This window comes from Roseateles sp. P5_E1, assembly GCF_054049335.1.
This window is the reverse complement of the sequence record NZ_JBFUMN010000018.1, coordinates 39,995-62,900: the sequence shown is the minus strand read 5'-3', so window position 1 is coordinate 62,900 and position 22,906 is coordinate 39,995. Positions and strand designations below refer to the sequence as shown.

Sequence of the window (22,906 nt, the reverse complement as noted above, 5' to 3'; positions counted from 1 at the left end):
TTCAACTGTAGAGAGAACCTGGCTTCGTTGCATTCGGACACGAAGGGGCCCGCGTGTAGGCCTTGTCTGACATTGCGACGCATGCCATGAGGCACCATGCGGCAATGAGCACCAGCCGGCAAGCACTTTGGTTGTTGACCCTGCTAACCGCGTGGTTTGCCGGCATGGCGCAGGCCGCGCCAGCGGCGCTGCAAGTCGGCTCCAAGCGCTTCACCGAGAGTTATCTGCTGGGCGAGATCGTCACGCAGACCTTGGTCGGTCAGGGTGTCGCCGCTGAACACCGCCAGGGCCTGGGCAATACCGCCATCCTTGCTGCGGCCCTGCAGCAAGGCCAGATCGATCTCTACCCGGAGTACACCGGCACCATCGTGCGCGAGTTGCTCAAGCGCGAGTCATCTGCGGATGCGCAGGCACCGCTGGCGCAGATCAACGCGTGGCTGAAGCCGCTGGGCCTGAAGGCCGGCGTGCCACTGGGCTTCAACAACAGCTATGCCCTGGCCCTGCGCGAGGCCGACGCGGCGCGGCTGGGCATCACGACGATCTCGGAGCTTGCCGCCAAGGCACCGCCGGCACTCAAGGCTGGCCTGTCGCACGAGTTCCTGGCCCGTGCCGACGGCTGGCCGKCGCTGCAGCGCGCCTACGGCCTGAAGCTGCAACCCGGCGCCGGCCTGGACCATGGCCTGGCGTATCAAGCCCTCGCCAATGGCCAGGTCGACCTCATCGACGTCTACACCACCGACGCCCAGCTCGCCCGCCAGCCCGTGCGGGTGCTGCGCGATGACCGCGGCTTCTTCCCGCGCTACGACGCGGTGCTGCTGATGCGGACGGCGGTCGACGACAAGCCGTTGCAGGGCCTGGCCGGCCGCCTGCCCGAAGCCGAAATGACCCGCCTGAACGCCGCCGCCGAGCTGGACGGCCGGCCCTTTGCCGACGTGGCGCGCGGCTTCCTGCGGTCAGACTCGGGCGGCACGGGGCACGAGGGCTTGATGGACCGACTGTTTGCTCCCGACCTGCCCAAGCTGCTTGCCCAGCATCTGGCCCTGGTGCTGGCCTCGCTCGCGCTGGCCGTGGCCGTGGCTGTGCCCCTGGGCATCGCGGCGCATCGCCTGCCGCGGYTGGCGGCGCCCGTCATGGCCGTGACGGGCCTGCTGCAGACCCTGCCTTCGCTGGCCCTGCTGGCCTTCTTGATCGCCCTGGTTGGCCGCATCGGCTTCGTGCCGGCCCTGCTGGCGCTGTTCGTCTATGCGCTGCTGCCCATCGTGCGCAACACCCACGCGGGGCTGCAGGCCGTGTCCGGCGGGCTGACCCATGCCGCCTTGGCGCTGGGCCTGACCCGCCGCCAGACGCTGCGCGCCATTGAGCTGCCACTGGCCCTGCCCACGCTGATGGCAGGGGTGAAGACGGCAGCGGTCACCAACGTCGGCACGGCCACCGTCGCGGCCTTCGTCGGCGCAGGCGGCCTGGGCGAGCGCATCGTCGCGGGCCTGGCCGTCAACGACAGCACGCTGATGTTGGCCGGCGCCCTGCCCGCCGCGGCCCTGGCCGTCATCGTGCAACTGCTGTTTGATGCACTGGAACGCCGGGTCGCGCACAATGGGCCACAAGAATCTCGGGATCGAGGGGCATGAACGCAAGGGTGCGATCGGGCTTGTGGCTATTGGGCTGGCTGGTGGCAATGACCGCCGAGGCCGGCTGCTCGCGCCCCCTCAACGTACCCATGGCCCCTATCGGCCTGAGCGTCAGCTTCGAGGACGGGCGCGCCCAGGGCATTTATCCGACGCTGCTGCGCGAAGTGGCGGCCAGCGCGCCCTGCCAGTTCAATATCCACAAGGTGCCACGGGCGCGACTGCAGACGATGTTCGACGCTGGTCAGGCCGACATCCTCATGCCGGCCTCATCAAATCCCGCACGTGATGCCGTGGGCGAGTTCGTGCCACTGATCCAGGTGCGGGCCAGCCTGCTGACCCTGGACGCCGACACGCCCGTACCGCGCTCGCTGGCCGAGCTGCTGGCCCAGCCGGACTACAAGCTCGTCGTCGTGCGCGGCTTCTCTTTCGGTCCGGCCTATGACGGTGCCATCGCAACGCTGCGCCAGCGCCAGCGCCTCGTCGAGGAGGCCGACCCCACCGGCGTCGCCCGCGCACTGCGCCAGGGCCTGGCCCAGGCCAGCGTCATGACGGCGTCCATCCTGGTCGGCACGCTGGTCAATGAGCCCGAGCTGACGCCGTTGCTGAAGCGCCTGCGTGTCGAGCCGCTGGAGGAACTGGGCTGGCACGCCAGCGGCCTGTATCTGTCACGCCGCGGCCTCGTCGAAGCCGACCGGCGCCTGCTGCGCCAGGCTTTCGGCCAGATGGCACGCAACGGGCGCGTGTGGCAGCTCTTCAACGAGGCCCACCCGGCCGGCAGCCTGGGCGTCAGCATCCGGCCTTTGCCCTGATTCAGCGCACCTGGCTGCTGTAGTCCAGCGGCAGCCACTGCCAACCCTTGCCCGCCTGGCGCATCCACGCGGTGCGCCTGCCCGGCTGCAGCCACGCCACCAAAACCAGGCTCTTCATCGACCACCTGCGCGCGGAGATCGGCGACACGCCCTGGTGGGACCGGCAGTTGCGGGCCATCGCTGTCTCATCCTGATTGGGGATTCGCTGGCGGCGGCGGGCGCATAAGGTCGACACCTCTTCTTCCTGATGGGAGCCGTTGCCATGTGCATTGCCAAGAGCGTCGGGCTGGGTGCCCGCAACGATGTCGCCGATGTCCGCATCGTCCAGGTCCTGCTCAACATGAACAGCGAGGCCTGGAGCGGCGCAGCGCTCAAGCAGTTGGGGGTGGACGGGCAGATCGGCCCCAACACCATCGACGCGATCCGTGCCTTCGAGACCCAGGCCATGGGCCTGCCGGAGTCGGATGGCCTGGTGACACCGGGCGACGCCACGATGACGCGGTTGCTGGCGGGCCTGCCTCCCGGCGCGACCAAGGAGAAGCTCGGCATCGTGATGCCACGGGCCATGCAAAAGCGCATCGACCTCTACTTCGAGCCGCTGGTGAAGGGCATGACACGCTATGGCATCGACACGCCGCGGCAGATCGCTCACTTCATCGCCCAGCTCGCACACGAGTCCGGCTCGCTGCTCTATTCCGAGGAACTGGCCAGCGGCAACGCCTATGACGGCCGCACCGATCTCGGCAACACGGAGCCCGGCGACGGCCCACGCTTCAAGGGCCGCGGGCTGATCCAGCTCACCGGTCGCAACAACTACCGGGACTACAGCAAGTTCACCGGCACCGATTACATCAGCGACCCCACGCAGCTGGCCCAGGACCCGTTCGCCTGCGTCGACGTGGCCTGCTGGTTCTGGAAGACGCGTGGCATCGGCCCGCTCGCCGAAGCCGACGACGCCAAGGCTGTCACCAAGCGGATCAATGGCGGCTACAACGGGCTGGACGATCGCCTGGAGCATCTGGCGCGCGCCAAGGCCCTGCTGGGGCTCTGAACCTCGCGCTGCTGCGACGTCTCCCGACGCCACGCCCAAACGCAAAAAAGGCACTTGGCGGTTCGCCAAGTGCCTTTTTGCTTCTTAAATTTTGGTGGGCCCTGAGTGACTCGAACACTCGACCTACGGATTAAGAGTCCGCTGCTCTACCAACTGAGCTAAGAGCCCTGATTCAACTTCGGGGGGCCGAAGCTAAGCCAAAGATTGTAGCGTTGATTCCGTCGAATCATTGCTCTAAATTCTGGTGGGACGTGCAGGATTCGAACCTGCGACCAACGGATTAAAAGTCCGCTGCTCTACCGACTGAGCTAACGTCCCGTGTCAAGCAGAGCCCGCCATTATAGGCAGGTTTTTAGAGGCTCCGCAAGAAATCCTTGAATTGCCGTCAGCCCGGTTTTCGACTCAGATGCAGGCGCTGCAACTCGGCTGCCGCGCACAGGCCAAAGGTCGCCGTGACGGTGACGCTGGAGCCGTAACCATGGCAGTTCAGGCTGCCGTCAACATCACAGGCTTCGCCCTCACCTTGCTGCGGCAGATGCACCGGCTCACGTGAGTACACGCAGGCGACACCCATTTTCCCGGCACGCGCCGCACCGTGGTGCTTGCGCAGGCGCTGGCGCAGCGACGCCAGCAGCGGATCGTGAGTCGTGGCGCTGAGGTCGTCGAGCTCCACGCGATGCGGCTCGCGCTTGCCACCGGCGGCGCCGACGGTGACGAAGGGCAGCTCAAGCTCACGCGCCCAGGCAGCCAGCACGGCCTTGGCGCGGACCTGGTCGCAACAGTCGATGAGCCCGTCGAACTCCGCATCGCCGATCAGCGCGGGCCAATTCTCGGGTTCGACAAATTCCTCGACGACGTGCACCGCGCAGCCGGGGTGGATGTCGGCAATACGCTGCCTCAGCGCCTCAGCCTTGGCCATACCGACGGTCGACCCGAGAGCCTGGATCTGGCGGTTGATGTTGGATTCGGAAACCTGGTCCAGGTCGATCAGCGTCAGCTCCGCCGCGCCACTGCGCGCCAGGGCCTCGACGGCCCAGGAACCGACGCCGCCCAGGCCGACGACCGCGAAGCGCGCGGCGCGCAGGCGCTGGTAGGCGACGTCGCCGTGCAGACGGCGCAGGCCGCCGAAGCGGCGCTCCAGATCAGCGTCCAGCTGATCAGCGGACATCAACGCAGTGCCGCCAACCGTTCCTTGGCGGCCTGGGCGGCCTCGGTGCCGGGATAGGCCTTGATGAGGTCGTCGAGGCTGCGCCGGGCGGACTTGTTGTCCTTCAGCTCGATCTGGCAATTGGCCAGCGCGAGCAGGGCTTCGGCCGCGCGCGGATGGTCAGGATTGCCGGCGATGAAAGCTTTGAAGGTCGCAACGGCGTCCTTGTAGTCGCGCTTGCCGTACTGGGCATTGCCGAGCCAGAAGCGCACCGAGTCGGTATAGCCGCTGGCGGGGTAGCGCTTCAGGAAGGCATTRAGCGCGGCGACGGCCTCGGCGAAGTCGCCACGGCGCACGAGGCCGATGGCGGCTTCGTACTGGTTGCGCTCGTCGGGGTTGACCTGGAATTCGCGGCCATCGAGGCTGACCTTCTGCGGCTCCAGCGGCTTGAAGCGCGCTTCGACGGACTGCGACTGGTCGGTCAGCTTGCGCTGCGTGTCGGCCAGGTCGCGGGCGAGTTGCTCGTTGGCGCCGCGCAGCTTGGCGATCTCGCTGCGCAGCGCATCGATCTGGCCATTCAGGTCCAGCATGCTGCGGCGCAGCGGCTGCAGCTGGTCCTGAACCAGCGTGTTGAGCTGTTCGGCACGCTGCTTGGCAGCGTCCTCGTTGGCCTTCACCGTGCCACGCAGCTCGAGGATGGCCTTGCGGGCTTCATCATCCTCGAACAGGCCCGCCTTTGCGGGCTGCATGAAAGCCGCGCTCGCGGCCAGCGTCATCAGCGACAGTCGCAGAGCGCGCATCACTTTCACTTGTCCTTGAGCTCGACGCGACGATTCTTGGCCCAGACTTCTTCGCCGCTGCCTTGAGCGGCAGGGCGCTCCTTGCCGTAGCTGACAGCTTCCACCTGGTTGGCGCCGACACCCAGCAGCGTCAGCGACTTGGCAACGGCTTCGGCACGGCGCTGGCCGAGGGCCAGGTTGTACTCGCGGCCGCCGCGCTCGTCAGTGTGGCCTTCGAGGTTCAACGCGGCGCGCTTGTTGGCGTTCAGGCGCTTGGCGTGCAGGTCGACCAGCGGGCGGTACTCTTCCTTGACGACGTCGCTGTCGTAGTCGAAGTAGACGACGCGATTGGCGCCCTTGTTGACTTCCTGGGTGTACTGGCTGAACAGGTCAACCGTCGGGACAGCGGTCTGCGCGGTTGTCGGCTGCTGCTCAGGGGTCGCCGGGGGCGGTGTGGGCTGGCGCGCCTCGACCGGCGCGGGCTCGTCCAACTTGACGGCGGAGCTGCAGCCGGCCAAGGCGGCGGCGGCAATCAAAGTGAGCGCATAGCGGGTCAGTTTCATTCGAATAGTCTCCACAACAGACAGGGGGCGGGGGATGGGGGGGCGCAGCGCCATCGGCGGCGCGGGCGCGCCATTGTCCAACACGGTGCGAACTGTCAAGTTACTGGCGTGTAAAAGGACCCCACGTGGGTTCACGAACCTCTACCAAAGTGACGAGCAGCGGCGTCTTCATCTTGCCGTCCAGCGTCGTCGTCATCAGCACTTCCTTGCCACCGGCACGGCTCGCGTACACGATGAGCTTGCCATTGGGCGCGAACGCCGGGCTTTCGTCGTCGTTGGCTTCGCTGATCTGCTGTGACTGGCCGGTGCCGAGATCCATCACCGACAGGCGGAAGGCACCACTGATGCGGGTGATGTAGGCCAGCGTGCGGCCGTCAGGGCTGACCGCCGGGCTGATGTTGTAGTTGCCGTTGAAGGTCACACGCTCGGCCGCGCCGCCACTGGCCGGCATGCGGTAGATCTGCGGGCCGCCGCCACGGTCGCTAACGAAAAAGATCTTGCTGCCATCGGGCGAGTAGCAGGCCTCGGTGTCGATGGCGCCGCTTTGCGTGAGGCGACGCAGGCCCGAGCCGTCACGGTTGATGACGAAGAGCTGGGTCCCCCCGTCGCGCGACAGGCTGAGCACGAGCTGCGAGCCATCGGGCGACCAGGCCGGCGCGCTGTTGGTGCCCTTGAAGTCGGCCAGCACGCGGCGGCCGCCAGTCTGCACGTCCTGGACGCGCACCGTGGCCTTGCGGCTTTCGAAGGTCACGTAGGCGAGTTCGCGGCCATTGGGCGCCCAGGCTGGCGAGATGATGGGATCGGGGCTGGTCAATGCGACCTTGGCGCCCTCGCCGTCTGCGTCGGCGACGACCAGGCTGTAGCGCGGGCCGGCCTTGGTCACATAGGCCATGCGAGTGGCGAACACGCCGCGCTCGCCTGTGAGCTTCTGGTAGATGGTGTCGGCGATGCGATGCGCGGCAAGGCGGGCATCATCGGGATGCACGGCATGCGCTTCGCCGAGGAGCTCGGTGCGGTTGACGACGTCCCAGAGCTTGAAGCGGATATCCAGCCGTCCGTCGGCCAGGCGGGTGATCGAACCCGCCGCAAGCGCATCGGCCTGGCGGGCCTTCCAGTCGGGCCAGGCCGGGCTGCTCGTCTCGTTCAGCCCGGCGGGTGCATCGACGCTGCGAAACAGGCCGCTGCGTTCCAGGTCGGCGCGCACGATGGCGGCGATCGGCTGGGCCGAGGTCTTGGCGTCATCGCGGAAATCGACGATGGCCACCGGGATGCGGGTGCCGCCCGTGCCGGCGATGTCGATGCGCACCTGGGCCAGGGCCGAGGCGGCAGGAAAGGCCGCAAGCGCGGCAAGGCTGAGACGGCGAGAGATCATGCAGTGGACTTTGCAGTGCGGTCCGGAATTCTGCCGCAGTGCCGCGCCACTTCAGAGTAGGACGATGTCGTAATGTTCCGTCTGGTTGGTCGGCTCGGCGGTCAGCGAGATGGGTTTGCCGATGAAGTCCGACAGGCCGGCCAGGTGGGCGCTCTCTTCGTCGAGCATCATCTCGACGACGTTGGCGGCGGCCACGACGCGGAACTCGCGGGGGGAGAACTGGCGTGCCTCGCGCAGGATCTCGCGCAGGATGTCGTAGCAGACCGAGCGCGCCGTCTTCACCTGGCCACGGCCCTCGCAGGTCGGGCAGGGCTCGCAAAGCATGCGCGCCAGCGACTCGCGCGTGCGCTTTCGCGTCATCTCGACCAGGCCCAGCTGCGTGAAGCCGCCGACGGTCACCTTGGTGCGGTCCCGGCCCAGCTGCTTGCGGAACTCGGCCAGCACCGCCGTCCTGTGCTCCTCACGCGTCATGTCGATGAAGTCGACGATGATGATGCCGCCCAGATTGCGCAGCCTCAGCTGGCGGGCGATGGAGCCCGCCGCTTCGAGGTTGGTCTTGAAGATGGTGTCGTCGAAGTTCTTGGCACCGACGAAACCGCCGGTGTTGACGTCGATGGTCGTCATCGCCTCGGTCTGGTCGAACACCAGCGAGCCGCCAGACTTCAGCTCCACCTTGCGCGCCAGCGCGCGGGCGATCTCGGCATCGACATTGCACAGGTCGAAGATGGGCCGTTCACCGCGGTAATGTTCCAGCTTGGCCGTGGCGGCCGGCATGAAGGTCTCGCCAAAGCCGCGCAACACGTCGTACTGCATCTTGGAGTCGATGCGGATGGAGCCCGTGCGTTCGCTCGTCAGATCGCGCAGCACGCGCTCGACGAGGCTCAAGTCCTGGTGCAACAGGCTGGCCGGCGGCGTTGTCAGCGCACCCGCGCGGATCTGCTGCCAGGTCTTGCGCAGATAGGCGATGTCGGCACCGAGCTCCTCGTCGCTGGCATCCTCTGCGTTCGTGCGCAGGATGAAGCCGCCGCCACCGCCCTGCTCCTTTGTCCCCACCAGTACGACCATGCGCGCGCGCAAGGCCTCGCGCGCCTCGGGCGAGCCGATCTTCTGGCTGACGCCGATGTGCTCGTCCTGCGGCAGATAGACCAGCATGCGGCCGGCGATGCTGATCTGGCTGGACAGCCGTGCGCCCTTGGTGCCGATGGGGTCCTTGATGACCTGCACCGTCAGCGGTTGGCCTTCGAAGATGAGGCGCTCGATGGGCGTGGGAGGCACCTCGACGCCATGGCCGTTCTGGTGCCGGCCATGTCCGAACTGCGAGGCACTGTGCAGGTCGGCMACGTGCAGRAASGCGGCSCGYTCSAGGCCGATGTCGATGAAGGCGCTCTGCATGCCCGGCAGCACGCGCACCACCTTGCCGAGGTAGACGTTGCCCACCAGGCCCCGCTCCAACGTGCGCTCGATGTGCAGCTCCTGCACCGCGCCGTTCTCGACCACGGCCACCCGCGTCTCCTGCGGTGACCAGTTGATCAGGATGTCTTCCATCTCTTGCCTTTGAATGCTGATGCGTGCCGCCGGTGGAGGCGGCACGCATCAAAACTCAGGTCAGAACTCAAAGCCGAATTTGTCCAACAGCTGCGCCGTCTCAAAGAGGGGCAACCCCATGATGCCCGAGTAGCTACCGGCAATCTTCACGATCCAGGCGGCTGCCTGACTCTGGATTGCATAGGCACCAGCTTTACCGAACGGCTCGCGGCTGGCGACGTAGCGGTCGATCTGCGCGGCCGAGAGCGGCACGAATTCCACGTGGGAGACATTCAGCGCCGCCACACGACGCGCCGCGTCGGCCACCGCAACGGCGGTGATGACGCGGTGCGTGCGACCCGACATCAAGGCCAGCATGCGTGCCGCGTCGGCATCGTCGGCGGGTTTGCCGAGGATGAGGCCGTCGACAGCCACAGTCGTGTCCGCACACAGGATGGGCGCCGACGGCAGCCCACGCGCGGCCAGACGGGCCAACGCCGCATCCAGCTTGGCCGCGGTGACGCGGGCGCAATAAGTCTCGGGCACCTCGTCGGGTTGCACCGCCTCCAGCGCTTCCGCATCTTCGTCGGCGCCGGGCAGCAGCAACTCATGCCTGACGCCGAGCTGCTCCAGCAACTGGCGGCGGCGCGGGCTTTGCGAGGCGAGGTAGATGGAGCGGGGACCGGTGCCGGGCCGTCCCAAGCCGGTCGCGCCCCCATGGGGGGCCGACGACGAAGTCGTCTTGGGGGTCATATTCATTCGCGGTGATACGGGTGGCCGGTTGTCACGGTCCAGGCGCGGTACAGGCCTTCGGCCAGTAGCACGCGGGCGAAGGCATGGGGCAAGGTGAGGTCCGACAGCCGCAAGGTCTCGTCGGCCGTGGCCTTGAGATCGGGATGCAGGCCGTCGGGCCCGCCGATGATGAGGGCGGCATCGCGGCCCTCACCCATCCACAGCTTCAGCCGCTCAGCCAACTGCACTGAGGTGCGGCGCTCGCCACGCTCGTCCAGGATGATGCGGCGCACGCCCTTGGGCAACGCTGCCTCGATGCGCGCCGCCTCGGCCGCCATCAGCTGTTCGGCCGTCTTGCTGCCGCGCGTCTCGGCCTTGACGGCCTTCAACTCCAGCTTGAGCTCGGGCGGAAAGCGCTTGGCGAAGTCCTCGTAGGCGGTGTCGGCCCAGGCCGGCTGGCGCTGGCCCACGGCGACGAGGAAAAGGCGCATCAGCCCTTTTTCGGCGCCGCGCGGCCGGCAGGCTTGGCAGGCGCGCGGGGTGCTGCCTTGGCGGCTGGCTTGGCCGCAGGCGCGACCCGCTTGGCCGTAGCCGCCTTGCCGACACCCTGGCCAGCGCCGACCTTCACGGTCTTGACGGGTGCTGCCGTCTTCACGCCCACGCTGCGGGTCACGCCCTTCTTGGGCGCCTGGGTGCCCGCTGCGGCCTTCTTGGCAACCGCCTTCTTGGCGGCCGCCGACGGCACCGCCTTGTTGGCGCCCACCTTGGCTGCAGGTTTCGCGGCGGGTTTGGGCGCAGCCCTGGTCGTGATGGGCTTGGACGCCGTCGCCTTGCGCGCCGTCTTGACCGGTGCGGCAGCGGGCTCCTCGGAGGCCTTGACCAGCCTGGTCTCGGTGCTACCGAGCTTGAGCTTGACGGGCTTGTCGCCCCAGATCTCTTCGAGGTGGTAGTAGTCGCGGATGGCGGGCTGCATCACGTGGACGACGGCGGCGCCGCAGTCGACGATGATCCATTCGCCGTTGTCCTCGCCCTCGGTGCGCATGACCTGCATGCCGCGCCCCTTGACCGTTTCACGCACGCTGGACGCGAGGGCCTTGGTCTGCCGGTTGCTCGTGCCCGAGGCGATGATGACGCGCTCGAACAGAGGCGACAGATGCTCGGTGTTGAACACAACGATGTTCTGGGCCTTGACGTCTTCGAGACCATCGACGATGGCTCGTTGCAGCTTGCGAATGTCCATTCAGTGCTTCTTCTCGTAGAGGCGGTGCGAGGCAATATAGCTCGCCACCTCGGCGCCCACCATGGGGCTGATGTCCTCGCCGCGCGCGACGGCGTCGCGCAYGGCGGTGGACGAAAGGGGAATTTCGGGCAGGGCCAGCACCTGCAGGCGGTGTGCCGGCAGGCCTGGCGGGGTCACGACGGCCTCGCCGGCGCGTGGCACGACGACCAGTGTGGCCAGCGTGGTGATGGTTTCAACTTGGTACCAGCTCGGCAGGCGGGCGTACTGATCCTGGCCGATCAGGAACATCAACTCCGTGCCAGCGTTCTGGCTGGCGAACTCACGCAGGGTATCGGCCGTGAAGCTGGGGCCGCGGCGGTGCAGTTCGCGCTCATCAACCACGAAGCGCGGCTCTCCGGCGATGAGGCGCTTGATCATGCCTGCACGGTGCACGGCGGCGGCCATGATCTGGTCGGGCTTCTGCCACTGCCGGCCGGCGGGCAGCCAGACCATGCGGTCCGGCGCCAGCGCGTCCAGCGCAAAGCGGGCGAAGGCCAGGTGGCCGAGATGGGGCGGGTCAAAACTGCCGCCGAAGATTGCCAGTTTCACAGCCACAGTGCGGTGGGTGTTTCGCCGGCCCAATCGCGTGGGCGCAGGAAGTCGCTGTACAGCTTCGCCTCGGGCGTGCCTGGCTCGGGCGCCCAGTCGTAGCGCCACTTCACTTGTGGGGGCATGGACATGAGGATGGATTCGGTGCGGCCGCCCGACTGTAGGCCGAACAGGGTGCCGCGGTCCCAGACGAGATTGAACTCGACATAGCGGCCACGGCGATAGGCCTGGAAGTCGCGCTCACGTTCGCCATAGGCATACCCCTGGCGGCGCTCGACGATGGGCAGATAGGCAGCCAGGAAGGCATCGCCGACGGAGCGCATCAGCGCAAAACCCGTGTCGAAGCCACCTTCGGCGAAATCGTCGAAGAAGATGCCGCCGATGCCGCGCGGCTCCTGGCGGTGCTTCAGGAAGAAGTAGTCGTCGCACCAGGTCTTGAACTTCGGATACAGCTCGGCACCGTGCGGTGCGAGGGCATCTCGGCAGACGCGATGGAAATGCTGCGCGTCGCGCTCGTAGCCGTAGTAGGGTGTCAGGTCCATGCCGCCGCCGAACCAGGTCACGGCAGGCAGCCCAGGCGGCAAGGCGATGAAGGCACGCACATTCATGTGCACCGTCGGCACGAAGGGGTTGTGCGGGTGCAGCACCAGCGACACGCCCAAGGCCTCGAAGGGCGCTCCGGCGAGTTCGGGGCGATGCTGCGTCGCTGACGGCGGCAGCACGCGGCCCTTCACATGCGAGAAGTTGACGCCACCGCGCTCGAAGACCGGGCCGCCCTCGATGAGCCGCGACAGGCCGTCGCCTTCGAGCCGGCCACCGGGCTCGCGTGTCCAGCCGTCGGACGCGAAGGCATTGCCGTCGACCCCTTCCAGCGCCGTGACGATGCGCTGCTGCAGCTCGAGCAGATAGTCGCGGACGGCTTGGGTGTTCATGTGCGCGGGCCGGTGTTCGATGAGCGAGGCTGAATCGGACTGGCCAGTTCGGGGCGCTTGCCGACGCGCGTGCCGAAATAGGCGGCAAAGAGCGCGAAGTCGGCCTGCACATCGCCGGTCAGCATGACGAAGCGCGTCACCGAGACGACGCGCTGCTCGAAATCGAAATAGCACAGCCCCACCGGCACTCCGGCCTGCACGGCCACCTGGTAAGCGCCGGTGCGCCAGCCGCTCTTCAGCGAACGCGTGCCCTCGGGCGCGGCGGCCAGCCAGAAGCGCTCGCCACGCGCCGCGGCGGCCTGCATCTGGCGCACCGTGTCGGCGACGATGCCATGCGAGCTGCTGCGGTCCACGCCGACACCGCCGATCCAGCGCATCCAGTGGCTGAGCAAGGGCGTCTTGAACAGGCTGTCCTTGCCCCAGAAGCGCAGCTGGATGCCGACGGCCCACTTGGCCAGCAGACCGATGACGAAGTCCCAGTTGGAGGTGTGCGGATAGACCAGGATGACACCCTGCTCCGCCGGCACGCCGGGTGCATCCACCGTCCAGCCGAACAGCCCCAGCAGCCAGCGCGCCAGGGCGCTGGACGGGCCATGCGGGCGCAGGGGCCCGGTCAGGACAATGGGCTGAATGGGGAAAGTCGGGTTCAACGCTTGATGGCCCGATGGCCGATGTCGCTGCGGTACTGGCGGCCCGCGAACTGGATGCCCGTGGCCAGCTCATAGGCGCTCTGCGCGGCGGTGCGCACGGATTCACCCAGGGCCGTCACGCAAAGCACGCGGCCACCGCTGGTGACGAGCTGGCCATCGACCATCGCCGTGCCGGCATGAAAGACCATGGCCTCGTCGTCGTCCTCCGGCAGGCCGCTGATGGCGTCGCCCTTGCGCGGGTTGAGCGGGTAGCCCTCGGCCGCCAGCACGACGCCGAGCGCCACGCGACGGTCCCACTGCAGCTCGACCTCGTCCAACGTGCCATCGGTCGCGTGCATCATCAGCTCGAAGAGATCGCTCTTGAGCCGCATCATGATGGGCTGGGTCTCGGGGTCGCCCATGCGCGTGTTGAACTCGACCGTGCGCGGCTGGCCGTGCTCGTCGATCATCAGGCCGGCATACAGGAAGCCAGTGAACGGATGGCCGTCACGCGCCATGCCGGTGATGGTCGGCTGGATGATCTCGTGCATGACCTTGGCATGCACATTCGGCGTCACGACCGGCGCAGGCGAGTAGGCGCCCATGCCGCCGGTGTTGGGGCCGGCGTCGCCGTCCAGCAGGCGCTTGTGGTCCTGGCTGGTGGCCAGCGACACGACATGCTTGCCGTCGCAGACGACGATGAAGCTGGCCTCCTCGCCTTCGAGGAAGTCCTCGATGACGACGCGCGCACCGCCGGCGTTGTGCGTCACGCCCAGCTTGTTGTCCTCCAGGATCCACGAGATCGCCTCGTGGGCCTCGGCCAGCGTCATCGCGACGACGACGCCCTTGCCCGCCGCCAGGCCGTCGGCCTTGATGACGATGGGCGCGCCGCGGCCGTCTACATAGGCGTGAGCGGCCGCGGCGTCCGAGAAGGTCTCGTAGGCTGCCGTCGGAATGCCATGGCGCTTCATGAAGTCCTTGGCGAAGGCCTTGGAGCTCTCGAGCTGGGCCGCGGCCTTGGTGGGCCCGAAGATGCGCAGGCCCCGCGAGCGGAACTCGTCGACGACGCCAGCGGCCAGCGCGACCTCGGGGCCGACGACGGTCAGCGTCATCTTCTGTTCGACGGCGAAGTTGGCCAGCGCCTTCACGTCGGTCATGCCGATGGGCACGGTCTCGATCTGCTCGTCACGCGCCGTGCCGCCGTTGCCGGGGGCGACGTACACCTGGCTGACGCGTTCGCCCTGGGCGAGCTTCCAGGCCAGCGCGTGCTCGCGGCCACCATTGCCAATGACTAGGACTCGCATCAGTTCAATTCTGCGTTGTGATAGACCGCTTGCGTGTCGTCGAGGTCTTCGATGACGTCAAGCAGCTTTTGCATGCGTTCGGCGTCTTCGCCGGTCAACTCGATCGTGTTCTCGGCCCGCATCGTCACTTCGGACAGCTCGGGCACCAGGCCGGCGGCTTCCAGCGCGGCCTTGACGGCTTCGTAGTCGGCTGGCGAGGTCAACACCTCAATGGCACCGTCGTCACCGGTGACGACATCTTCGGCGCCGGCGTCCAGCGCCACTTCCATGACCTTGTCTTCCGACGTGCCCGGCGCGAACAGCAACTGGCCGCAATGCTTGAACTGGAAGGCCACCGAGCCGTCCGTGCCCATGTTGCCGCCGTACTTGCTGAAAGCATGGCGCACTTCGGCCACGGTGCGGACGCGGTTGTCCGTCATCGTGTCGATCATGATGGCCGCGCCGCCGATGCCATAGCCTTCGTAGCGGATTTCCTCGTAGGTCAGGCCGTCGATATTGCCGCTGGCCTTGTCGATGTTGTACTTGATGCGGTCGGCCGGCATGTTGGCGGCCTTGGCCTTGTCCACCGCCAGACGCAGGCGCGGGTTGTCCTTGATGTCGGGGCCGCCCTGGCGCGCGGCAACGCTGATCTCACGAATGATGCGGGTCCAGATCTTGCCGCGCTTCTCGTCCTGACGGCCTTTGCGATGCTGGATGTTGGCCCATTTGGAATGTCCGGCCATGTGGCTCTAGCTCCTTTGGCAGCACGGCTCAGATGCCATGCAACCCTCGATTCTACGAGGCCGCCTCCTGCCCCCGACCCCACCGCCTGCTCGCGGGCGTCCATCTTCCCGCGGCCTCGCCAGCGCCAACGCGCCCGGAACTTCATCATGCATTCGCAGCCCGGACTGGCCTAACTGCGGGGGTGTGCGGCATGCGGAGCTCCCGGCCCGCTGGGACCTTCCCCCTAGAAATCTCCCCCTAAGGGCGTCCCCCTAAGAGCTGCAGTCTTCCTCACGTTGAAGGGTGAGGGGTGGGTGAAGCCCTGCAGGCCGGCGCCTAACTTTGAGTCGTCCCTGCCCGCCAGGGTCCGCTCTCAGGAGATTTTCATGACCCGTTTGTCCGCTCATTTCCGATGGACTGGCTGCTTAGGTGCAGCGCTGCTGTCCACATCCGTCCAGGCCGCCCCGGTCTGCTATCACAACTACGGCGCCATCGACGCGATGAAGCCGAACAAGCTCTTCCTCTACTACCCGACGGCCAACGACGCCACCTTCCCGGCCTACGCGACCAACGTCTCGCCCGCACGCACCTTCGCCATCGGCTCGCTGCCGGGCGCGCCTGCCGGCACCACCGCCCAGCTGCGCGACCGCATCTTCGATGTGGTGGCCACCGACTACTGCGAGTTCAACGTCCAGGTGCTGCCGCCCACGACGACCAACCCGGACGCGCTGGGCGCGCCGCCGGCGCGGCGCAACATGGTCGCCATCGGCGCGGACACCGACCCCTCACTGTTCGGCATCGCCGAGGCGGTGGACACCGGCGACGCCGACGTCATCGACCACGCCCGCGTCTTCGGCGGCTCCTATGGCGTGTTCTGCAGCGCCGAGCTTTCCGGCGCCAACAACACGCTGGACCGCTGGGCCCTGGGCATCGGCGGCACGGCCGCGCACGAGGCCGGGCACAACTACGGCCTCTCGCACAGCGCGGTGGTGCACACCGGCGAGGACGCCTTCACCCACCACATCATGCCCGCCGGGCCTTCCATGCCCTGCACGAACCGCGTCGGCGAACGCCGCCACTTCAGCGATCAGGACTTCGGCATCCTGGCCAACAACGTCGGCCTGACCCTGCAATCTCTGGCCAACTGGGACTTCGTCAACCCCAATTCCGCCACCGCGTCGCGGCTGCGCATGGAGGTGCTCAGCCTCAGCACCACGCTCACGCCGGTGTCCACCTATACCGGCTCGCTGAGTCCCTGGAACCCGCCCAGCGTGGTGGCGTCCGGCACGCGGACCTTCAAGGGCACCAGCTACCACCGCTACTTCGTAACCTGGCAGTCCGCCAAGGGCTGGGCCAGCCCCAACCAGCCCGGCAGCATCGCCGGCCAGGTGCGCGGCGCCGAGCAGTTCCACGTCGGCACGCATTTCGCGGAAGAGAACATCCTCAACACCACGACCCAGGTGGTCATCGCCGACGCGACCCTGCTGGATGCCGGCGGGTCGGCGCTGCCCCTGCACCCACGCGTGCCCACTTTCGACACCGGCACCCTGTCGGCGGACGGCAACTTCATTCTGGGCCTGGCCAACCTCGCAGCGGCCAATCTTGTGCTGCGCAACTGGCGGGGCTTCGTGCTGCCGCGGCCCGCACACATCGACAGCATGTTGTTCGACCCCACGGGTGGCGTGAAGCTGTTCGACAACCAGCAGGAGCCGATCACGCCATGGCGCCAGCTGCAGTTGCCGACGGCCATGGAACTGCCCGCCGGCTCGACCGACAAGCCCGGCGAAGCCCGCTTCGTGCTCGGCAACCTGCTCAAGGACGGGCACAACGTGCGCATCAAGTTCCGTGGCCAGGTCACGGACGCGACGGCCGGCGCACAGGAAGTCAACCCCGACGTGAAGGGCGCGCTGGCGACGGACCCCTTCCCCGGCGCCTCGGTCTTCCTCGAAGGCGACCTGGTTGAGCCCAATGCGCTGCAGTGGGACGCCGACAAGAAGACCTTCGTCACCAAGGACCTGGTCACCCACGTGTTCCTGCAGGTGGCCGGCAAGCGTGCCAAGCCGGTGGACGGCATCCTGATCGGCCTGCTGCGCGGCAAGGTGGTCTGCGCCAACCTGAACACCCGCCAGTCGGTCAGCGTTCAAGCCAATACCGATGGCAGCTTCGACTGCGAAAAGGCCGGTCTCGTCTCCCTGCACGGGGAGCGGGTGCAGGTCTCGCAGGTAGGCCTGGTCAACACGCAGCTGCCGGCCGTGCAGGTCGGCGGCATGGACATCGCCAAGGTCACCTGCACCAACCTGCGCTCGCGCCAGTCCGTGTCGTTCAAGCCCGAAGTCAGCACCAATGCGCTCGACTGCGTGAAGGCCGGCCTCGGCGTCGAGCAGCAGAGCACGCTGCAGATCACGCAAATCGGCACCGTGCGCTGAAGGCGCCGACCACCCTTTCCTACCCTGTTGTATGGAGACCATGATGAAGCAATTCAAATTCACGCTGGCCGCACTGAGCATGGGCCTGAGCTTGCTGGCATCGACGGCGCTGGCCGCGGGCGTCACCAACGGCGACTTCGCGGGCGGCTTGACCGGCTGGGCCAAGGCCGGCAACGTCGCCGTGGACACAACCAGCCAGTTCGGCGCCCCACCTGCCGGCTTCACCGCCCAGGCCGTGCTCGGCACGGCCGACACGTCCGGCTTCCTGTTCGGCGGCAGCGCGGTGGCCGCAGCCTCGCTGGAATCCTTCGCCGGGCTCGGGGCCGCCTCGCTCAGCGGCATGGGTGCCGTCGTCGGCTCCGGGCTGAGCGCGGACTTCACGGCCGCCGCCGGCGAGCGGCTGATCTTCCAGTGGAAGTTCATGAGCAACGACCCACCGGGCACCCCGGCCGACGACACGGCCTACGTCGTGCTCGACAAGACGACCGTCATCAAGCTGACCAGCGTCAACAGCGCCACCTTCATGGGCAGCTCGGCCTCGCCGCTGTTCGACGAGACCGCCTACCTGACCTTCACCAGCGCGCCGCTGACCGCCGGTGCGCACAGCGTCAGCCTGGGCGTGTTCGACAGTTTCGATGCACTCGGCGCCTCGGCACTGGCCGTCGCCGACGTGCATCTGGCGCCGGTGCCGGAACCCGCATCGGGCCTGCTGCTCCTGCTGGGCGGCTCGGTGCTGCTGGGCCTGGCCAAGCGCCGCGCCGGCTGAGCGCCAGCGGGCACGTCACAGCCTCCGGACAGCGGCTGCGGTGAGTCGAAGTGGTCAAAGCGGACCGCTAGACTCGCCGCAGCCTACCTGCCCCTGATCCGGAGACCCCCCATGCCCGCCGACCCCATCCTGCTGGCCCGCCATGAGCAGACCGAGTGCCTGCTGCTGCCCGCGCTGGCCAACCGCCACGGCCTCATCACCGGCGCCACCGGCACCGGCAAGACCATCAGCCTGCAGAAACTCGCCGAGAGCTTTTCCAAACTGGGCGTGCCGGTCTTCATGGCCGACGTGAAGGGTGACCTGACCGGCATCAGCCAGGCCGGCAACCCGAGCGAGAAGCTGCTCGGCGTGCTCAAGGAACGTGGCCTGGAGGCGCCGGAAAAGCTGGCCTGCCCGACGACGCTGTGGGACGTCTTCGGCGAGCAGGGCCACCCGGTGCGCGCCACCGTGTCCGACATGGGCCCGCTGCTCTTGAGCCGCATGCTGGCGCTCAACGAGACGCAGGCCGGCGTGCTGCAGATGGTGTTCAAGATCGCCGACGACAACGGCCTGCTGCTGCTGGACCTGAAGGACCTGCGCGCCATGCTGCAGCATGTGGGTGACAACGCGAGTCAGTTCACGACGCAGTACGGCAATGTCTCGGCCGCCAGCGTCGGCGCGATCCAGCGCGGCCTGCTGCAGATCGAGGCCCAGGGCGGCGACAAGTTCTTCGGCGAACCGATGTTGAACATCGCCGACTTCATGCAGACGGAATCGGGGTTGGGCGTCATCAATGTGCTGGCCGCCGACAAGCTGATGAACGCGCCGCGGCTGTACGCGACCTTCCTGCTGTGGATGCTCAGCGAGCTTTTCGAGACCCTGCCCGAGGTCGGCGACCTGGAGAGACCCAAGCTGGTGTTCTTCTTCGACGAGGCCCATCTGCTGTTCAAGGATGCGCCCGACGCCCTGGTCGAGCGCATCGAGCTGGTCGTGCGCCTGGTGCGCTCCAAGGGCGTCGGCGTGTACTTCGTGACGCAGAACCCGCTGGACATTCCCGACGCGGTGCTGGGCCAGCTCGGCAACCGCGTACAGCACGCGCTGCGCGCCTTCACGCCGCGTGACCAGAAAGCCGTCAAGAGCGCCGCCGACACCATGCGCGCCAAGCCGGGTCTGGACATTGCCACCGCCATCATGGAGCTGGCCGTCGGCGAGGCGCTCGTCAGCCTGCTCGACGAGAAAGGCCGGCCGAGCATCACCGAGCGCGTCTTCGTGCTGCCGCCCGGCAGCCAGATCGGCCCGATCACGCCGGCCCAGCGCCAGCAGCTCATCGCCAGCTCGCTGGTCGCCGGCGTCTACGAGAAGCATCTGGACCGCGAATCCGCCTACGAGAAGCTCGCTGGCAAGCCCGCAGCGGCGGAAGGCGGCCAGGTGTTCAAGGGCGGCCCTGCTGCACCGGCGCCCGCCGACGAAGGCGGTGGCATGCTCGGCGGGCTCAAGGACGTGCTCTTCGGCACCACCGGCCCGCGCGGCGCCCATCACGCCGGCCTGGCCGAGACCGCAGCCAAGTCGGCCGTGCGCAGCATCGGCTCGGCCGTGGGCCGCGAGATCATCCGCGGCGTGCTGGGCAGCATCCTGGGCGGAAGCGGCAGCCGCCGGCGCTGAACGCCGTGCGCCTCGCGCCGCGTCGGCCCCGCTCGTCGCAGACCACTTGCAGCAGTGCTGCAGGCCACATGATGCTGGCCGCATGACCTCCACCGACCGCAACCACGACTGGACGACGCATGTGGGTGGCACCGCCCTCATCTGCGTCGTCGTCGGCCTGCTGAACTTTCTGCTGCAGGGCGGCAGCTTCGGCATTGCGATGCTGTATTCCTTCACCGTCGGCGCGCAGATCTCGCTCTACATCTCGCTGCTGATGGCCGGCGTGGCCCTGCTGCTGCGCCGCCGGGGCGGCGACTCGCCCCAACTGCGCCACGGCTGGGTCGGCTGGGGCTGGGTTGCCCCCTGCGTGCTGCTGGGCGCGCTGGCCGGCTACGCGGGCGGGCTGTGGCTGGGCGACCTCCTCAGCGGCCGGCACGCCAGCCGGCCCTGGGACATGCCCGGCGGCCGCGCGGCAGTGTCGGTGAGCTTCGTGCTGCTGGTGTCGGTGCTGGGCACCTTCTTCTTTTTCTCGCTGTTCAGGCTGAACGCGTTGCGGCTGGAGCAGGCCCAGGCCCAGCGCCAGGCGGCCGAGGCGCGGCTGACGCTGCTGCAGAGCCAGCTCGAACCCCACATGCTGTTCAACACGCTGGCCCATCTGCGCGTGCTGATCAAGCTGCGGCCCGACGAAGCCCAGCGCATGCTGGACCAGCTCATCGCCTATCTGCGCGCCACGCTGCAAGCCAGCCGCGCCATCGAGCACCCGCTGAGCGAGGAGTTCGAGCGCCTGTCAGACTACCTCGCGTTGATGCAGCTGCGCATGGGCGAACGGCTGCGCGTGAAGCTGGTTCTGCCGGCCGAACTGGGGGGCCTTCCCATCCCGCCGCTGCTGCTGCAGCCGCTGGTGGAGAACGCGATCAAGCATGGGTTGGAGCCGCATGTGGAGGGCGGCGAGCTGCGCGTGACGGCGGCGCGCGATGACAAGCGCCTCATCCTTGAAGTGGCCGACAGCGGCGCCGGTCTGGCCACGCCCGGCGAGTTGACTGGCGTCGGGACGGGATTCGGCCTCGCGCAGGTGAAGGAGCGCCTCGCGCAGCGCTATGGCGATACCGCCAGCTTCGCGCTGACACCTCAAACCGGCGGCGGCAGCGTCGCCCGCATCGAGATTCCGACATGACCACCGCCCTCATCGCCGAAGACGAGCCCCTGCTCGCCGAGAACCTGCGCGCCGAACTGGCTGCTGCCTGGCCCGATCTCCAGATTGCCGCCCAGGCCGGCAGCGGTACGGGCGCCGTCGAGCTGGCGCTGCAGCACCGCCCCCAGGTCTGCTTCCTCGACATCCGCATGCCCGGCATGACGGGGCTGGAAGCCGCCCAGGCCATCACCGAGGACTGGCCCGACGATGCCGGCGCCCTGCCGCTGTTCGTCTTCGTGACGGCCTATGACCAGTACGCGCTGCAGGCCTTCGAGACCGCCGCGGCAGACTATCTGCTCAAGCCCGTCACGCCCGAACGCCTGGCCCAGTGCGTGGCGCGGCTGCAGGCYCGCCTGGCCGAGCCCGAGCAAGTGGCACAAGGCGACGCCACGCTGGCCTCGCTGCGCCGGTTGCTGACCCAGGTCACGGCGCCAGCACCGAGGTTGCGTCATCTGCAGGCGGCCGTCGGCGACGCCATCGAGCTGGTGCCGCTGGACGACATCGTCTACCTGGAAGCCGCCGACAAATACGTGCGCGCCGTGACCGCCGAGCGCGACTACTGGGTGCGCGTGTCGCTGCGCGAGCTGCTGCCTCAACTGGACCCGGAACGCTTCTGGCAGGTGCATCGCTCCACCGTCGTCCATATCGACGCTGTCGCACGGGCCCACCGGCAGGAGAACGGCACCGTGCTGCTGGAGCTGCGCCAGCGGCCGGAGAAGCTGACCGTCAGCCGCGTGCACGCAAATCGTTTCAAAGCCCTGTAGCCGCGCGATAGCGGGGTTCCGATGAAAACCGTATAAACGGTTTCCATCTTTATGAGCCACGCCCGCAAACCCGCCCCTCCCGAACGCGCCAAGCTCGTGCGCGACGGCTTCACGATGCCCGAAGCCGACTACGCGCTGCTGAAGGAACTCAAGCTGCGCCTGCACGACGTGAAGCGTGAAGCCAAGAAGAGCGAGCTGCTGCGCGCGGGCTTGCAGGCCCTGGCCCAGCTCGACGCCAAGGCGCTGGCCGCCGCGCTGGACCGGCTGGCGCCGGTCAAGACCGGACGGCCACCGAAGGCGGGCTGAGGAGAACACCATGCTCGACGCAACCTACTGGTGGCATCTGCTCTGCGCCATCGCCGGCCTCAATCTGATCGCCTGGACGGCCTCGACCGCCTGGCTGCACCGCAACCGCCCCGACGGCACCACCTGGCCCCACCAGCGCCTGCAGCTGCTGCTGTCGGCGCTTTACGTGCTGGGCTGCGGCTACCGCTCCTTGCTGCCGGTCTTTGACGTGCCGCGCCTCGTCATGGTGGATTCCTGGGCGTCCAGCGTGCTGGTCGGCCGCACCGTCGCCACCATCGCCGAGCTGAGCTTTGCCGCCCAATGGGCACTGCTGCTGCGCGGCGCGGCGCTGGCGACCGGGCACCGCTTCAGCCTCCGGGTAGCGGGCGCCGTGCTGCCGCTGATCGCCATCGCCGAGGTCAATTCCTGGTATGCCGTGCTGACGACGCGCAATATCGGCCATGTCGTCGAAGAGACCCTGTGGGGCACGGTCGCCCTGCTCAGCGTGCTGGCGCTGCTGGCCATGTGGCCACACGCCACGCGAGCGGCGCGGCGCTGGCTGGGCCTGGCCATCGTCGCCGGTGCGCTCTACGCGGCCTATATGTTCGCGGTGGATGTGCCCATGTACTGGGCACGCTGGCTGGCCGACGAAGCCGCCGGCCGGGCCTACCCCAGCCTCGTGGCGGGTGTGGCCGACGCCAGCAGCCGCTGGACGGTCTCGCACGACTGGGCGCATTGGCGCAGCGAGGTCGTCTGGATGACGCTGTACTTCAGCGTGGCCGTCTGGATCAGCATTGGGCTGGCCCATGTGCGGCTGCCGCTGCGGGTACAGCAGCCACGTCCTTAGAATCGG

Annotated in this window: 24 protein-coding genes and 2 tRNA genes; 10 read left to right on the top strand and 16 right to left on the bottom strand. The window is 67.8% G+C overall.

Annotated features, from left to right (window positions below; translation table 11 throughout):
- The first annotated feature begins 104 nt into the window (after positions 1 to 104).
- Both ACXJKJ_RS15985 and ACXJKJ_RS15980 read left to right on the top strand, forming a co-directional pair.
- Positions 105 to 1,628, top strand: coding sequence for a glycine betaine ABC transporter substrate-binding protein (locus ACXJKJ_RS15985; protein WP_457390940.1), 1,524 nt, complete (start codon positions 105 to 107; stop codon positions 1,626 to 1,628).
- A gap of 89 nt (positions 1,629 to 1,717) precedes the next feature.
- Positions 1,718 to 2,437, top strand: coding sequence for a substrate-binding periplasmic protein (locus ACXJKJ_RS15980; protein WP_162247805.1), 720 nt, complete (start codon positions 1,718 to 1,720; stop codon positions 2,435 to 2,437).
- 1 nt (position 2,438) lies between these two features.
- On the opposite strand, the gene ACXJKJ_RS15975 is transcribed toward ACXJKJ_RS15980, so the two are convergent.
- Entirely contained in the window at positions 2,439 to 2,615 is a 177-nt protein-coding gene (locus ACXJKJ_RS15975; RefSeq protein WP_457390938.1) for a hypothetical protein, read from the bottom strand.
- A gap of 69 nt (positions 2,616 to 2,684) precedes the next feature.
- On the opposite strand from ACXJKJ_RS15975, the gene ACXJKJ_RS15970 reads away from it, so the two are divergent.
- The gene (locus ACXJKJ_RS15970) at positions 2,685 to 3,488 is read left to right on the top strand and encodes a glycoside hydrolase family 19 protein (RefSeq protein ID WP_200955295.1); all 804 of its coding nucleotides are present in this window, start codon (positions 2,685 to 2,687) and stop codon (positions 3,486 to 3,488) included.
- A gap of 92 nt (positions 3,489 to 3,580) precedes the next feature.
- Here ACXJKJ_RS15970 and ACXJKJ_RS15965 read toward each other — a convergent pair.
- From ACXJKJ_RS15965 to ACXJKJ_RS15895, 15 genes are all read right to left on the bottom strand, one after another.
- Positions 3,581 to 3,656, bottom strand: a tRNA-Lys gene (locus tag ACXJKJ_RS15965).
- A 74-nt stretch (positions 3,657 to 3,730) separates the two neighbouring features.
- Positions 3,731 to 3,806 (bottom strand) — tRNA-Lys (locus tag ACXJKJ_RS15960).
- Between the two features lie 67 nt (positions 3,807 to 3,873).
- On the bottom strand, positions 3,874 to 4,656 hold the full coding sequence (locus ACXJKJ_RS15955) for a tRNA threonylcarbamoyladenosine dehydratase (protein ID WP_056198965.1): 783 nt from the start codon (positions 4,654 to 4,656) through the stop codon (positions 3,874 to 3,876).
- Positions 4,656 to 5,435, bottom strand: coding sequence for a tol-pal system protein YbgF (gene ybgF, locus ACXJKJ_RS15950; protein ID WP_457354137.1), 780 nt, complete (start codon positions 5,433 to 5,435; stop codon positions 4,656 to 4,658). The genes ACXJKJ_RS15955 and ybgF overlap by 1 nt, the downstream gene beginning before the upstream one ends.
- Before the next feature lie 5 nt (positions 5,436 to 5,440).
- Complete coding sequence (gene pal, locus ACXJKJ_RS15945) at positions 5,441 to 5,977, bottom strand: peptidoglycan-associated lipoprotein Pal (protein WP_457390936.1); 537 nt, start codon at positions 5,975 to 5,977, stop codon at positions 5,441 to 5,443.
- A gap of 100 nt (positions 5,978 to 6,077) precedes the next feature.
- Positions 6,078 to 7,349 (bottom strand): Tol-Pal system beta propeller repeat protein TolB, encoded by a 1,272-nt coding sequence (tolB, locus tag ACXJKJ_RS15940; protein ID WP_457390935.1) that lies wholly within the window; start codon positions 7,347 to 7,349, stop codon positions 6,078 to 6,080.
- A gap of 51 nt (positions 7,350 to 7,400) precedes the next feature.
- Positions 7,401 to 8,894, bottom strand: a complete 1,494-nt coding sequence (gene rng, locus ACXJKJ_RS15935) for a ribonuclease G (protein WP_457390933.1) — start codon at positions 8,892 to 8,894, stop codon at positions 7,401 to 7,403.
- Between the two features lie 60 nt (positions 8,895 to 8,954).
- Complete coding sequence (locus ACXJKJ_RS15930; RefSeq protein WP_457390932.1) at positions 8,955 to 9,632, bottom strand: Maf family protein; 678 nt, start codon at positions 9,630 to 9,632, stop codon at positions 8,955 to 8,957.
- The gene (gene rlmH / locus ACXJKJ_RS15925; protein ID WP_056198982.1) at positions 9,629 to 10,096 is read right to left on the bottom strand and encodes a 23S rRNA (pseudouridine(1915)-N(3))-methyltransferase RlmH; all 468 of its coding nucleotides are present in this window, start codon (positions 10,094 to 10,096) and stop codon (positions 9,629 to 9,631) included. Before rlmH ends, ACXJKJ_RS15930 begins: the two co-directional genes overlap by 4 nt.
- Positions 10,096 to 10,845: a ribosome silencing factor gene (gene rsfS, locus ACXJKJ_RS15920; protein ID WP_457390930.1), complete on the bottom strand. Its 750-nt coding sequence runs from the start codon at positions 10,843 to 10,845 to the stop codon at positions 10,096 to 10,098. The genes rlmH and rsfS overlap by 1 nt, the downstream gene beginning before the upstream one ends.
- Positions 10,846 to 11,433 (bottom strand): nicotinate-nucleotide adenylyltransferase, encoded by a 588-nt coding sequence (nadD, locus tag ACXJKJ_RS15915; RefSeq protein ID WP_457390929.1) that lies wholly within the window; start codon positions 11,431 to 11,433, stop codon positions 10,846 to 10,848.
- A complete protein-coding gene (gene hemF / locus ACXJKJ_RS15910) occupies positions 11,430 to 12,365 on the bottom strand; it encodes an oxygen-dependent coproporphyrinogen oxidase (RefSeq protein WP_457390927.1) in 936 nt (311 codons plus the stop codon). The genes nadD and hemF overlap by 4 nt, the downstream gene beginning before the upstream one ends.
- Positions 12,362 to 13,015, bottom strand: coding sequence for a 1-acyl-sn-glycerol-3-phosphate acyltransferase (locus ACXJKJ_RS15905; RefSeq protein WP_457354147.1), 654 nt, complete (start codon positions 13,013 to 13,015; stop codon positions 12,362 to 12,364). The genes hemF and ACXJKJ_RS15905 overlap by 4 nt, the downstream gene beginning before the upstream one ends.
- On the bottom strand, positions 13,012 to 14,298 hold the full coding sequence (purD, locus tag ACXJKJ_RS15900; RefSeq protein WP_457390925.1) for a phosphoribosylamine--glycine ligase: 1,287 nt from the start codon (positions 14,296 to 14,298) through the stop codon (positions 13,012 to 13,014). Before purD ends, ACXJKJ_RS15905 begins: the two co-directional genes overlap by 4 nt.
- Positions 14,298 to 15,020 carry a YebC/PmpR family DNA-binding transcriptional regulator gene (locus ACXJKJ_RS15895; protein WP_056198998.1) on the bottom strand — a complete coding sequence of 241 codons (723 nt, stop codon included), beginning with the start codon at positions 15,018 to 15,020 and terminating at the stop codon, positions 14,298 to 14,300. Before ACXJKJ_RS15895 ends, purD begins: the two co-directional genes overlap by 1 nt.
- A 366-nt stretch (positions 15,021 to 15,386) precedes the next feature.
- On the opposite strand from ACXJKJ_RS15895, the gene ACXJKJ_RS15890 reads away from it, so the two are divergent.
- The 7 genes from ACXJKJ_RS15890 to ACXJKJ_RS15860 all read left to right on the top strand — a co-directional run bounded on the left by ACXJKJ_RS15890 (position 15,387) and on the right by ACXJKJ_RS15860 (position 22,900).
- Complete coding sequence (locus tag ACXJKJ_RS15890) at positions 15,387 to 17,426, top strand: hypothetical protein (protein WP_457390923.1); 2,040 nt, start codon at positions 15,387 to 15,389, stop codon at positions 17,424 to 17,426.
- 43 nt (positions 17,427 to 17,469) lie between these two features.
- A complete protein-coding gene (locus tag ACXJKJ_RS15885) occupies positions 17,470 to 18,192 on the top strand; it encodes a PEP-CTERM sorting domain-containing protein (RefSeq protein ID WP_457390922.1) in 723 nt (240 codons plus the stop codon).
- Between the two features lie 111 nt (positions 18,193 to 18,303).
- Positions 18,304 to 19,833 carry a helicase HerA-like domain-containing protein gene (locus ACXJKJ_RS15880; protein WP_457390920.1) on the top strand — a complete coding sequence of 510 codons (1,530 nt, stop codon included), beginning with the start codon at positions 18,304 to 18,306 and terminating at the stop codon, positions 19,831 to 19,833.
- An 82-nt stretch (positions 19,834 to 19,915) separates the two neighbouring features.
- A complete protein-coding gene (locus ACXJKJ_RS15875) occupies positions 19,916 to 20,986 on the top strand; it encodes a sensor histidine kinase (protein WP_457354159.1) in 1,071 nt (356 codons plus the stop codon).
- Positions 20,983 to 21,768, top strand: coding sequence for a LytR/AlgR family response regulator transcription factor (locus ACXJKJ_RS15870; RefSeq protein WP_457390919.1), 786 nt, complete (start codon positions 20,983 to 20,985; stop codon positions 21,766 to 21,768). Before ACXJKJ_RS15875 ends, ACXJKJ_RS15870 begins: the two co-directional genes overlap by 4 nt.
- Before the next feature lie 51 nt (positions 21,769 to 21,819).
- Positions 21,820 to 22,074, top strand: a complete 255-nt coding sequence (locus tag ACXJKJ_RS15865) for a hypothetical protein (protein WP_056199013.1) — start codon at positions 21,820 to 21,822, stop codon at positions 22,072 to 22,074.
- Between the two features lie 10 nt (positions 22,075 to 22,084).
- Positions 22,085 to 22,900 carry a hypothetical protein gene (locus tag ACXJKJ_RS15860; RefSeq protein WP_457390917.1) on the top strand — a complete coding sequence of 272 codons (816 nt, stop codon included), beginning with the start codon at positions 22,085 to 22,087 and terminating at the stop codon, positions 22,898 to 22,900.
- Positions 22,901 to 22,906: the final 6 nt, after the last annotated feature.